Here is a 12,608-nt window from a genome sequence, read left to right as displayed (position 1 = left end):
CGTTCAATGCCACTCCCCCGGCTCAACCCCCTGAATGCTGCGGTCACGCAGCCATTCAGCCACGGCGCGGGCCACCCACTGCGGGTCGTCCAGCGGCAAGTCGTGGCCTGCCTTCGTGTGCAGGCGCAGCGGCGCCCCCCAGGCGCGGCTGATGGCCTGCGAGCAGCGCCAGTCGACGAGGGTGTCGGCCTTGCTGCACAGCAGCAGCATGGGCGCAGCCGGGCGCGTGCGGCTGGCACGGTAGCGCAGGCTGGCGAGCAACTGCCGCGCCGTGTTGCGCACGCCCAGCGGATGCTGGCGCTGCAACTCCAGCCAGCGGTCGATGATGGTCTGCGGCGGCGTCAGCCGTGTCGTCAAGCTGAGCACGCGCTCCTCGCGCATGCGGGCGCTGAAGCGGCTCAGCGACAGCAGCGCCAGGCCGAGATAGTTCAGCGGCCGCGGCTTGCGGAAGAGTTCACTGAAGGGCCGCAGGCTGGGGTTGATCAGCACACCGGCCTCGACCTCGGCCGGGTAGCGGTTGGCCCAGTCGCTGAGCACGGCGCCGCCCAGCGACATGCCCACCACCGACACCGGCCCGCCAACGCCACGGCGCTGCAGTTCAGCCCGGCAGGCGTCGACGATGGCCGACACCTGCGTCGGGCTGGCCTGGCGGCGCTGCGTGCCGGTGCCGGGCAGGTCGAGCGACACCACCTGCGCCGCCGGCTGCATGGCGCGCAGTTCGCGCAGCAGGTGATCGGGGAAGACACCCCAGTGGCCGCTCTCGCGCGACAGCCCGCGCAGCAACACCCAGACGCTGCCGGACGAAGCCATGCCTTCGGCGCGGACGGCGGCAGAAGGCGTTGGGGCGGCGACGCTCAAGTTCATCGACAACAGGTTACGGAACGTAGCCGTCGAGAATAACGGCGCCCGCCGCCGGCGCAGCGCGGGTTGTCGCTAGGAACACCGAGTCAGGTGCCCGGTTTGCTGTCAGGTAGCAGACAGGCCTCGGCGACCTGCAGGTCGTTGTCGCGCGCGAAGTTCATGACGAAATCCCAGGCCATGGGTTCGAGGCGTTTCAGTTCCTCGTTGACGATGACGCACTTCACGCCATTGATGACGGTGGGCACGCACAGCGGCGAATAGCCGATGTGGGCGCCGATGCCACCGCGCACGCCGCCCGGCCTGAAGCTGGACATCGCGCCGGCCAGGCGCTCGGCCCAATCGCTGGGGCGGAAGGTGCGTCCATCCAGTGTCACACCCTGGATGAATACTTCGCGCGGCGGTCGGGCAACGGTCATGGAAAAGGTCGGCTTCCGGGTACAGCGGGGGCGCTGCCAAAGACAGTTATTGTGCCTTGGCTCATCACCATCTGCTGCGCCGCAGCAAAGGTCCGCGCGCGGACTCTAGAATCAAAAGTCCCACTTTTCCCAACACCAATCGGAGACCCGATGAACGCTGAATCCCTCCCGTCCGATGCCCATGTGATGCCGACCTACGGCCGCCTGCCCGTTGCGCTTTCGCACGGTCAGGGCGTCTGGGTCTGGGACACGGACGGCCGACGACTGCTGGACGGGTTGGGCGGCATTGCGGTCAACACCCTGGGCCACAACCACCCGCGCCTGGTGCCGGCGCTGCAGGATCAGGTCGCCAAGCTCATCCACAGCAGCAACTACTACCGCGTGCCGTTGCAGGAGCAGCTCGCCGACAAGCTGTGCGAGCTTTCGGGTCTCGCCAACGTCTTCTTCTGCAACAGCGGACTGGAGGCCAACGAGGCGGCGCTGAAGATCGCCCGCAAGTTCGGCCACGACCGTGACAACACGTCGCCGGAGATCCTGGTCTTCGAGGGCGCCTTCCATGGCCGTTCGATCGCCACGTTGTCGGCCACGGCCAACCCCAAGATCCAGGCCGGCTTCGGGCCGCTGGTGCCGGGCTTTGTGCGCGTGCCGCTGAATGATGTGGCCGCCGTTGAAGCGGCCATCGCGGCCCATCCCAACATCACGGCCATCTTCCTGGAGACCATCCAGGGCGAGGGCGGCATCAACCCGGCGCGCGTCGAGTTCCTGCAGGCGCTGCGCCGTGTCTGTGACCAGCACGACCTGCTGCTGATGCTGGACGAGGTGCAGTGCGGCATCGGCCGCACCGGCAAATGGTTCGCCCACCAGTGGGCGGGCATCAAGCCGGACGTCATGCCGCTGGCCAAGGGCCTGGGCTCGGGCGTGCCCATCGGCGCCGTCGTCTGCGGCCCGCGCGCTGCGGGCGTGCTGAAGGCGGGCAACCACGGCACGACCTTCGGCGGCAATCCTCTGGCGATGCGCGCCGGCGTCGAGACGTTGAAGATCATGGAAGAGGACGGACTGCTGGCGAACGCCGAGGCCGTCGGCGCAACGCTGCGCGACGGGCTGGCTTCAGCGCTGGCGGGCGAGAGCGGCTTTGTCGAGATCCGCGGCCAGGGCCTGATGCTGGGCATCGAGTTGGACCGCCCCGCCGGCGTGCTGCTGAACCGCAGCCTGGAGGCGGGCCTGCTCATCAGCATCACCGCCGACCGCGTCGTGCGCCTGCTGCCGCCGCTGATCCTGACGCACGATGAAGCGAATCAGATCACGGCCCTGCTGGTGCCGCTGATCAAGGCCTTCCTGGCCGAACCCAAGCCATGAAGCCGGGGGACGCACTGATGCGCCACTACCTCCAGTTCAAGGACCTGCGGGCCGAGGAATACGCCCACCTGTTCGACCGCGCCGGCATCATCAAGCGCCGCTTCAAGAACTACGAGAAGTACCAGCCGCTGCAGGACCGCACGCTGGCCATGATCTTCGAGAAGGCCAGCACGCGCACGCGCGTCAGCTTCGAGGCCGGCATGTACCAGATGGGCGGCTCGGTCGTGCACCTGACGACCGGCGACAGCCAGCTGGGCCGCGCCGAGCCGGTGGAGGATTCGGCGCGCGTCATCAGCCGCATGGTCGACATCGTCATGATTCGCACCTACGAGCAGAGCAAGATCGAGCGCTTCGCGGCGCATTCGCGCGTGCCGGTCATCAACGGGCTGACCAACGAATACCACCCCTGCCAGATCCTGGCCGACCTGTTCACCTTCATCGAGGCGCGCGGCATGGACCGGCGCGGGTCCATCGACATGGACTGCCTGAAGGGCCGTGTCGTGGCCTGGGTGGGGGACGGCAACAACATGGCCAACACCTGGCTGCAGGCGGCGGAGATCCTGGGCTTCACGGTGCATGTCAGCACGCCGAGCGGCTACGGCATCGACCATGCCGTGGCGGGCGTGAAGGACGCCAGCTGCTACAAGGTCTTCGACGACCCGCGCGAGGCTTGTGCGGGGGCCGACCTGGTGACGACCGACGTCTGGACCAGCATGGGCTACGAGGCGGAGAACGAGGCCCGCAAGGCGGCCTTCAAGGACTGGTGCGTGGACCGCGACATGATGGCCCGCGCCAAGCCGGATGCGCTGTTCATGCACTGCCTGCCGGCGCACCGCGGCGAGGAGGTGGCGGCGGATGTCATCGACGGCCCGCAATCGGTCGTGTGGGAAGAGGCGGAGAACCGCATGCACGTGCAGAAGGCGCTGATGGAGTACCTGCTGCTCGGGCGCATCGGCTGATCTGAGCAGCCCATGAGAAAGCCGGCTGCGAACAGCCGGCTTTTTCTTTGGGCTTGCCAATCAGCCGCGACGACGACGGGCCAGCAGCAGCGCGCCGCCGGCCAGCAGCAGCGCGACGCTGCTCGGCTCGGGCACGGCGGAGATGTTGTCCAGCGCGGCAACGCCGGCCGTGCCGGTCAGATCGAAGGACAGGGCCGTGCCGCTGAAGTACAGCGCAGTCTTGTTCCAGGTGCCAAAGTCGGCACCCGTGGCGCCTAGGTTGATCGTGCCAAGCAGTGAGCCGCTGCCGTTCGCGCCGGAGTAAGCCTTGATGGTGGCCGTGTCGATGCCGGCGAAATGGAAGCTCAGGCCGCCGGTGACACCTGCAGCGACGTTCAGGTAGGCCGCCGTGTTGGTGACGCCATCCAGCTGCACGAAGGCCACACCCATGGGCGACGGGGCGCTGGAGAAGTACGTGAAGTCGGCGTCGTTGGACAGACCCAGCACGTTGGTGAAGCTCACGCCCTGGGCGGCATAGGTGTCGGCAACTTCCTCGCCGAACTCCCAGGTCTTTTCAAAGTCGACAGACAGCGGGGCGGCTGCGAAGGCGGGCGAGGCGAGGCCGAGGGCCAGGGCGAGGGTGGCGAGCTTCATCGGAAAACTCCAGAGCTTGGATGTTGGGGGCGGCACGGAGCCGCTGCATGAACGTCGGGGCGGAGTGTGGTGAGCAATGACGACAGGCGCGTGACGCCATGAAGGCAAGGCCTGCTGCAGTGACGCGTCACGCCTTTGTCATCGGCCGCTGCGATGGTCGCGGACCTGCCGCCCCCCCTGCCCCGCCATGACCTCCTCCACCCTGAACCGCCGCCACCTGATCATCGCGTTAGGCGCCGCCGGCCTGGCCCGCCCAGCCCAGGCCTGCGAGTTCTTCAGCAGCCATCTGCGCATCTGGCACCCGTGGACACGGGCGACCCGGGTCGACGCGGACAGCGCCCGCCTCTTCATGCGCTTCGACGAGGTGCAGACGACCGACCGCCTCATCGGCATCAAGACCCCGCTGGCGGGCGGCGCCCGGCTGGCTGGGCCGGGCGCGCCGAGCGACGCTCAAGACCTGTCACTACTGATCCCGGCGGGCGAGATGCTGACCCTGGCCGAGGACGGCCTGCACATCGAACTGCTGGACCTGAAGCAGCCGCTGCAGATCGGTCGCAGCTACCCGATGCACCTGCATTTCGAATCGGCCGAGCCGGTCAAGGCCATGTTCAACGTCGACTTCGCTGGCCTGCGCTGACCCCCGCGCTTCGGCTCACGCGGCGTCGCAATGCCGTCATGCCGAGGTCACGCCCGGTCCATAGCATGCGCCCGGTTTTCCAGTCTCTCCCCTTCCTCCCTGGAGCCGCTTCCATGACCCCCTTCTTCAGCAAGAGCCAGATCGCCCTGGCCGCCCTGGCGACGCTCGGCAGTGCCGCCGTGATCGCACCGACGCTCGCGACCGCTGCCGGCAAGACACCCGGCAAATACGTCGCCGGTGACTTCCACAACCACACCACCTGCTCGGACGGCGCGATCTCCATGCAGAAGCTGGTGAAGAAGTCCACCGACAAGACCACCGACACGCCCTGGGGCCTGGACTGGTTCGTGCAAGCCGGCCACGGCGGCCGCGGCAACCGCAACTGCACGCTGGCCGAAGACGAATCCCTGTCCACGCCGGCCTACCCCCACGTGGCCGGCCAGGGCCCGACAACAACCTGGTCCAACAGCATCGGCGCGGCCGCCATCAAGGGCGACAGCGGCGGCGTGGGCGGCAACGGCAACATGTGGCGCTGGCAGTCGATGCAGGAGTTCCAGTACCCGCAGCTCGAATACCTCGCGGCCAAGAACAACCTGCCGATGTTCCTGGGCCTGGAGTCCGTCGTCGCCGGCCACGAGCACAGCTCCATGGCCATCATCAGCGGCCAGATGCCTTCGTCCATCGACACCGCCACGCTGCCGACAACGCCGGGCTACACCGCTTTAGGCAATGCCAACGCGTTGTCCAAGTGGTCGTACTGCTTCGACCGCAATGACACCGACACCAGCCGCGGCAACGTGACGGGCTCGGCCATCGGCAACAACTGGGATTGCACCAACCCCAACAGCGCCGACTCCACCTCCACCGCCATCGGCTGGAGCGCCACCGGCAAGAAGCTCGTCCCCACCAGCGGCACCGGCGTCGGCACGCGCGGCCACCTGAAGACGGTCGAAGCCATGAAGTGGATGGCCGACTTCCACGGCCAGACCAGCTACTACGTGCCCGCCCACCTGGAGCGCGCCGGCCCGTTCAACCCGAACGGCAACAACGGCTTCAACGTCGAGCACCTGCGCAACCTCAACAACGCGGCACCGGCCGTTGCCTTCGGCTTCGAATCGCAGCCCGGCCACGGCGCTTCGGACGCGCGCGGTGAATACCACCAGCGCCGCAACAACATCGGCGGCACCTTGACCGACTCGGTCGGCGGCACGACCTATGGCGGCACGGGCGTCTATGCCTCTGAAGTCGGTGGCGTGTGGGATGCGCTGCTGGGCGAAGGTCGCAACTGGTGGTTCTTCGCCAGCTCGGACTGGCACAACCGCGGCAGCTTCGGCCCGGATGACCGCCGCTCCACGCAGGACTTCCTGCCGGGCGAGTACCAGCGCACCTACGTGATGGTCCGCAACGGCGCCGACAAGCTGCGCCCGCAGACCATCGTCGACGGCCTGCGCACCGGCAACGCCTGGGCCGCCAGCGGCCAGCTGATCGACCGCCTGGCCTTTGTGGCCTGCGCCTCCTACCCCGGCATCGGCGCGCGCAGCAATGCGTCCGTCGAGGCACTGGCCGTTAGCGCGGCCACCAACGGCACCGACATCGACAAGACCGGCTGCGCCACCATGGGCGAGAAGCTCGTCGTGCGCCCCGGCGCCGACATCGTCATCGCCATCGCGCTGCGCGACCCGGCCGGTGCGAGCTATGCACCCTACAGCTTCGCCAACCCGTCGCTGGCCCAGGTGGGCATCAGCCAGCCGCTGAACAAGCCGGTGCTCGACCACGTCGACGTGATCCGCGGCCTGGTCACAGGCTACAAGGCGCCCGCCTCGGCCGACTACGCCGGCGAATGGCCGCGCAACGCGAACTGGCTGAAGGCCGACGGCACCACCACGGGCCTGGCCAGCGTGCCGGCCGCTGCGAAGAACACCTCGGCCGCCGTGCTGAAGACCTTCGGCAACGGCAGCTCGGCGTGGACGCAAGTGCAATCGGGCGTGGACAACAGCGTTTTCCTGAAGATGAGCTTCCGTATCCCGGCCGTGCAGGCTTCGCAGTACGTGCGCCTGCGCGGCACCAACCTGCCGGCTGCGGTGCCTTACGAGACCGACGCCAACGGCAACCCGCTGGCCGACGTCTACACCAATGCAATCGACCCGACGATGCTGCGCATCCCCTGCACGACGGCGGCCACCAACCAGCCGGCTGCGGGCGCCACCATGACCACGGGCACCATCGACGGCTGCCCGGCGCACATGGAAACCGCCACGGGCGCGGCCAACCCCATCGTTGGCCAGAAGGCCGTGTCCTACGACGTGGCGGCCTGGGCCGACCTCTGGTTCTACAGCAACCCGATCTACGTCCAGGTGGCCAACTCGTTCACCGTCGCCGGCGTGAGGTGAAGCCCCTCGCCCAACCTCGCCCGCTGAACGCGGCGAGTCTGGTCGGTCTTGCAGACCGCGCTGCGGCAGTGCCGCAGCCCTTCGGTGGGCACATGCCGCCCACAGGGCGCCATGTGTCCGACCTCAGCCCCCAAGGGGACGGCGATGCATGCGGCATTGAGCCGCATGCATCGCCAGATGGGCCGGCTTGGCGAACTGGAGTCGGACACAAGCAGTCCTGCGAACTGCTTGTGCCTACGGAAGGACATGGGCCTCTGGCCCATGGCAGGCCCGGCGCTCGGCCCTGAGAGAGCTGGCCGGCTGTCGTCAAGTTGTCTTGCAGCGTCACTAGCATTTCCGGCCAGACCCCGCCGTCCCGTGCCGAGATCCATGTCCGCCCAGCTTCCCCTGAATGCCGCCACCCAGGCAGCGCCTGCCCGCAAAACCCAGCCCGGCCGCCCCGACTGGGTCCGCGAACCGCTGTTGCATTTCCTGCTGATCGGCGCGGCGTTGTTTGGCATCGACCGCCTTGTCAACCGTGGCACCGACGAGGCCAACGAGATCGTCATCAGCGCCCAGGTGACGAAGGAAGCCCGCGATCTCTTCAAGGCCAAGCGCGGCCACGAGCCGACTGCCGAAGAGATGAAGGCCTTGCAGAAGGTCTGGCTGGACAATGAGGTGCTCTACCGCGAGGGCCTGGCGCTGCAGCTGGACAAGGGCGACACCGCCATCCGCGAGCGCGTCATCTTCAAGGCGCTCAGCGTCGTCGACGGCGGCACCCAGCTGCCGCCGGCATCGGATGAGGTGCTGCGCGACTGGTTCGAGAAACGCCGCGCCAAGTATGACGAGCCGGCCCGCTTCGACTTCCAGGAGGCCGTGCTGGGCGGCGAGGCCGGCGAGACCGCCGTGCGCGCCTTCGTCGACCTGCTCAACAACGGCACGCCCGGCGACGCCAAGGCCGGCCTGCGCGTCTTCAAGGGCAGGCCGCACGGCAACCTGACGCAAAGCTATGGCGAGGGCTTCGCCAAGGCCTTGGAAAGCGCAGCCGCCGGCCAGTGGCTGGCGCTGCAGTCCCGCGACGGCTGGCATGCGGTGCGGCTGGACGCCACCAGCGCGGGCAAGCCCGCCAGCTTCGAGGCACTGCGCGGCGTCGTGCTGCAGGACTGGACGGATGCGGTGCTGGCCGAACAACGCAGCGCCGCCGTGGCCGCGCTGGCCAAGAAGTACACCGTCAAGGTTGAGGCCCCGGCGCCATGAGGCGCCTGCTGATCTGGCTGCGCGCAGCGCTGCTGCTCGCGCTGGCCGCCGCTGCCCTGCCCTCGCGCGCCCACGAGATGAGCATGGCCGAGATGCAGTTGCACGAGACGCAGCGCGGCGAGTTCATCTGGCAATGGATGGCCGGCGAGAAGCGGCCGCTGGCGCAAGACCTGACACCCGTCTGGCCCGAGGCCTGCCGGGCCCAGGGCAATGCGCTGCGCTGCGGCGAGCGCGGCCTGGCCGGCACGCTGTCGGTCAAGGGCGTCGGCGACCGCTATTCGGCGGCCGTCATCCGCGTCTTCTGGCTGGACGGCCAGAGCCGCGTCTACACGCTCACCAAGGCCCAGCCCACGGTGCAGCTGTTTGGCGCGGCCGACGATCCGCGCGGCATGGGCGAGATCGCCAGCGCCTACGCGCTGCTGGGCGTGGAGCACATCCTCGGCGGCATCGACCACCTGCTGTTCGTCGTCGGCCTGCTCTTCCTCGTGGGATTCAGGCGCAACCTGGTCTGGACGATCACCGCCTTCACCGCTGCGCACAGCCTGACGCTGGCCAGCAGCGCCCTGGGCTGGCTCACGCTGCCCTCCGCGCCGGTCGAGGCCACCATTGCGCTGTCCATCGTGCTGGTGGCCGTCGAGGCGCTGCACCGGCGTGACACGGTCGCGCGCCGCTGGCCCGCCGCCGTCGCCTTCCTGTTCGGCCTCGTACACGGCCTGGGCTTTGCCGGCGCCCTGCAGGAGATCGGTCTGCCGGACAACCACCTCTTCGTCGCGCTGCTGACCTTCAACCTTGGCGTCGAGCTGGGCCAGTTGATGACGGTCGCGCTCTGCTGGTGCCTGTGGCGCGTCACGGCCAGGTGGCCGGCGGCGCAGCGGCTGCGCACGGTGTCGCTGTACGGCATCGGCGGCATGGCGGCGTACTGGTCGTGGCTGCGCGTCGCGGCGGTGGTGGCATGACTGACGAAGTCATCGGCCTGTTCCCGATCCCGTTGTTGCGGGCGCCGGGCGTGCTGCCACAGCCCCTTGTCAACGCGCTGGTGGACCACTTCAGCACGCGCGCGCTGGAGCACAACAACAGCTCCGAGGCGCTGTCGCACACCCGCATGCTGCAGCCGGCTGACAGCCCGCTGTTCGTGCAAGCCGCCGCGCTCATCACGCCCAAGGTGGCCGAGTTCGGCCGCCTGCTGTTCGGCGAGAACCTGGGCTGGGCCATCAAGGAGATGTGGGTCAACGTGCTGGACACCGGCGGGCGCCAGGCCATGCACAACCATGCCAACAGCTTCGCGTCGGGCGTCGTCTACCTGACCGAGACGCACGAGTCGGCGCGCACCGTCTTCATGAAGTCGCCCGGCGGCCATGACTTCACGCTGAAGAACGACCATGCCGGCGTGACGACCGGGCCGTACAACGCCGAGAAATGGGTCAGCCCCGCGCCCAGCCCCGGCGACCTGATCCTGTTCCCGAGCTATCTGATGCATGCCGTGCCGCCGAACGCCGGCGGGCGGCGCATCAGCCTGGCCTTCAACGCGATTCCGACGCGGCTGGAAAGCTGGGGCTATACGCTGAGCTTCAACGCCTGAGATGGGATCAAAGGCAACCACAGAGGCACAGAGCCACAGAGGAAGCGCAGAGGCTCTGTGTCTCAGTGCCTCTGTGGTTGCATTTCCATGAACCGCCTCGCGCTGCTGCTGATGGCCGCGTCCGGCTTTGCCGGGCTGGGCTACCAGATCGTCTGGACGCAGCAGTTCGGCCTCGTCCTCGGGCATGAATCGGCCGCCGTGCTGGCCGTCGTCGCGGCCTTCTTCGGTGGGCTGTCACTGGGCTCGCTGCTGCTGGGCCGGCGCATCGAGGCAAGCAGCCAGCCGCTGCGCTGGTATGCCGGCTGCGAGGTGCTGATCGGCTTGTGGAGCGGCGTGCTGATGCTGAGCATGCCCGCCGCCAGCAATGCCGCATTGGCGCTGATCGGGCCTCACGCGACACCCGCCTGGCACTGGAGCGTCGCCTTCGGTGCCAGCTTCCTGCTGCTGCTGCCGGCCACAGCCGCGATGGGCGCCACGCTGCCGGCCATGGCCCGGCTGGGCACGGCCGGCGTCGCGCCGCTGTATGCCGCCAACACGCTGGGCGCCGTCGCCGGTGTGCTGTCCACCGCTTTCTGGCTGATCCCAGACTGGGGCCTCACGCGCAGTGCCGGGCTGTGCGTGGCGCTGAACCTCGGCTGCGCGCTGCTCGCCGGCCTCGCCCTGCAAGCCGCGCCGGTCGCCACGCTGGGCCGCAAGACATCGAAACGCCCGCTGTGGATGCTCGCCGCGACCGGCCTGCTCGGCATCGCCTACGAGGTGCTGGCCGTGCGCGTGCTCAGCCAGGTGGCCGAGGACACGGTCTACACCTTCGCGCTGCTGCTGGCCGTCTATCTCACCGGCAGCGCGCTGGGCGCCGCCGCCTTCGCCCGCTGGCCGCGCCTGCGCAGCACGCCGGCGCTGCTGCAAGGCCTGGCCTTCAGCGTGCTGCTGGGCATGGCCGCGCTGTGGGGCGCCGAGGCCATCAAGCAGACACTGCTCGACTTCCTCCCGGCGACGCTCGCCAGCGCGCTGGCCGTCGAGGCGCTGCTGGCGCTGGCCGCCTTCGCGCTGCCGACGCTGCTGATGGGCGCCCTGTTCTGCCAGCTCAGCGCCGACGCGACCGAAGCCGGCATCCCGTTCAGCCGCGCGCTGGGCGTCAACACGCTGGGCGCGATGGCGGCGGCGCCGGTCTTCGGTGTCGTGCTGGCCTCGGCGCTGGGCCCCAAGCTCGCGCTGCTGCTGGTGGCGGCCGGCTATCTGCTGCTGGCGCCGGCCTGGCGCCGCCCGGCCTGGTGGCTGCCGGCGGGCGCGACGGCGGCGCTGGCGCTGTTCGCGCCACCGCTGGCCTTCGTCGACCTGCCCGAAGGCGGCCGGCTGCTGAGCTACCGCGACGGCACGATGGCCGCCGTCAGCGTCGTCGAGGACGCGCAAGGCGTTGCCCGCCTGCACATCAACAACCGCCAGCAGGAGGGCAGCAGCGACACGGTGCTGGTCGACGGCCGCCAGGCGCTGCTGCCGCTGCTGCTGCACGGCGAAGCCAAGCGCGCGCTGTTCCTCGGCGTGGGTTCGGGCATCACCTCAGGCGTGGCCGCGCGCCTGCCCGGCGTGCAGGTGGACGCCGTCGAGCTGCTGCCCGAGGTCATCGAGGCCTCGGCGCTGTTCCGCACGGCGCTAGGCGCCGGTCCCACACCGCAGATGCACACCGCTGACGCACGCCGCTATGTGCGCACCGCCACGCAGGGCTACGACGTCGTCGTCTCCGACAATTTCCACCCCGCCCGCAGCGGCTCCGGCGCACTCTACACCGTCGAGCATTTCCAGGCGGTGCGCGGGCGCCTCGCGCCGCAGGGCGTGTTCTGCCAGTGGCTGCCGCTGCACCAGCTGGACCTGGACACGCTGCGCAGCATCACCGCCGCCTTCCTGCAGGCCTTCCCCGACGGCGCGGCGCTGCTGGCAAGCAACAGCCTGGACACGCCCACCGTGGGCCTGATCGGGCGCGCGGGCGGCACCCACTTCACACCGGGCAAGACCCGACCCGAGATGGCGGCGCACTTCGGCCTCGCCGACGACTTCGCCATCCTTGGCAGCTTCATCGCCGACAGCACCGCGCTGCGTCGCCTGGCCGGCGACACGCCGCCCAACACCGACGACCGTCCCTGGGTGGCCTACCGCGCGCCGCGCATCACCTACGCACCCGACTCCGCGCCACGCGACCGGCTGCTGGCGCTGCTCGGCGAGGTGCGTGTCGACACCGCCACGCTGCTGTCCACGCCCGACCTCGCGCCGCGCCTGAACGCCTACGCCGACGCGCGGCGCAGCTACCTGGACCTGGGCCGCCGCACCGCGCCCAGCGCCGACCCCGCCGTCATGCTGGCCCGCGTCGGCACGCCGCTGCTGGCCGTGCTGCGCCAGAGCCCCGACTTCCAGCCCGCCGCCGAGCCGCTACGCCGCCTGGCACTGGCGCTCGAACGGCGCGACCCCGTGGCAGCGCAAGACCTGCTCGGCGCGCTCGCCCTCATCCGGCCGGACCTGGCGACCCGATAGGCCTGTCCGCGCGCTGTC

Annotated in this window: 11 protein-coding genes; 8 read left to right on the top strand and 3 right to left on the bottom strand. The window is 69.3% G+C overall.

Features of this window, described 5'->3' with window-relative positions; translation table 11 throughout:
- Window positions 1-3: 3 nt before the first annotated feature.
- Together ACG00Y_RS14545 and ACG00Y_RS14540 are read right to left on the bottom strand one after the other, a co-directional pair.
- Window positions 4-864 carry an alpha/beta fold hydrolase gene (locus ACG00Y_RS14545; RefSeq protein ID WP_394479969.1) on the bottom strand — a complete coding sequence of 287 codons (861 nt, stop codon included), beginning with the start codon at window positions 862-864 and terminating at the stop codon, window positions 4-6.
- 83 nt (window positions 865-947) lie between these two features.
- On the bottom strand, window positions 948-1,277 hold the full coding sequence (locus ACG00Y_RS14540) for a DUF3579 domain-containing protein (protein ID WP_394479967.1): 330 nt from the start codon (window positions 1,275-1,277) through the stop codon (window positions 948-950).
- A 150-nt stretch (window positions 1,278-1,427) separates the two neighbouring features.
- On the opposite strand from ACG00Y_RS14540, the gene ACG00Y_RS14535 reads away from it, so the two are divergent.
- A complete protein-coding gene (locus ACG00Y_RS14535; protein WP_394479965.1) occupies window positions 1,428-2,633 on the top strand; it encodes an aspartate aminotransferase family protein in 1,206 nt (401 codons plus the stop codon).
- Window positions 2,630-3,592: an ornithine carbamoyltransferase gene (gene argF, locus ACG00Y_RS14530; RefSeq protein ID WP_394479963.1), complete on the top strand. Its 963-nt coding sequence runs from the start codon at window positions 2,630-2,632 to the stop codon at window positions 3,590-3,592. Before ACG00Y_RS14535 ends, argF begins: the two co-directional genes overlap by 4 nt.
- Before the next feature lie 60 nt (window positions 3,593-3,652).
- On the opposite strand, the gene ACG00Y_RS14525 is transcribed toward argF, so the two are convergent.
- A complete protein-coding gene (locus tag ACG00Y_RS14525) occupies window positions 3,653-4,225 on the bottom strand; it encodes a PEP-CTERM sorting domain-containing protein (protein WP_394479961.1) in 573 nt (190 codons plus the stop codon).
- Between the two features lie 187 nt (window positions 4,226-4,412).
- Here ACG00Y_RS14525 and ACG00Y_RS14520 point away from each other — a divergent pair, with 187 nt between their 5' ends.
- From ACG00Y_RS14520 to ACG00Y_RS14495, 6 genes are all read left to right on the top strand, one after another.
- Window positions 4,413-4,862, top strand: a complete 450-nt coding sequence (locus ACG00Y_RS14520) for a copper chaperone PCu(A)C (RefSeq protein WP_394479959.1) — start codon at window positions 4,413-4,415, stop codon at window positions 4,860-4,862.
- Between the two features lie 113 nt (window positions 4,863-4,975).
- Window positions 4,976-7,252 carry a hypothetical protein gene (locus ACG00Y_RS14515; protein ID WP_394480638.1) on the top strand — a complete coding sequence of 759 codons (2,277 nt, stop codon included), beginning with the start codon at window positions 4,976-4,978 and terminating at the stop codon, window positions 7,250-7,252.
- Between the two features lie 369 nt (window positions 7,253-7,621).
- A complete protein-coding gene (locus ACG00Y_RS14510; RefSeq protein WP_394479957.1) occupies window positions 7,622-8,488 on the top strand; it encodes a peptidyl-prolyl cis-trans isomerase in 867 nt (288 codons plus the stop codon).
- Complete coding sequence (locus ACG00Y_RS14505) at window positions 8,485-9,444, top strand: HupE/UreJ family protein (RefSeq protein WP_394479955.1); 960 nt, start codon at window positions 8,485-8,487, stop codon at window positions 9,442-9,444. Before ACG00Y_RS14510 ends, ACG00Y_RS14505 begins: the two co-directional genes overlap by 4 nt.
- On the top strand, window positions 9,441-10,067 hold the full coding sequence (locus ACG00Y_RS14500) for a TIGR02466 family protein (protein ID WP_394479953.1): 627 nt from the start codon (window positions 9,441-9,443) through the stop codon (window positions 10,065-10,067). Before ACG00Y_RS14505 ends, ACG00Y_RS14500 begins: the two co-directional genes overlap by 4 nt.
- 87 nt (window positions 10,068-10,154) lie before the next feature.
- A complete protein-coding gene (locus ACG00Y_RS14495) occupies window positions 10,155-12,590 on the top strand; it encodes a spermine/spermidine synthase domain-containing protein (RefSeq protein WP_394479951.1) in 2,436 nt (811 codons plus the stop codon).
- Window positions 12,591-12,608 lie beyond the last annotated feature (18 nt).

The organism is Pelomonas parva, assembly GCF_043555835.1.
GTDB lineage: Bacteria > Pseudomonadota > Gammaproteobacteria > Burkholderiales > Burkholderiaceae_C > Pelomonas > Pelomonas parva.
Note: the sequence above shows the minus strand (reverse complement) of the source record. Positions and strands in the feature narration are given on the sequence as shown.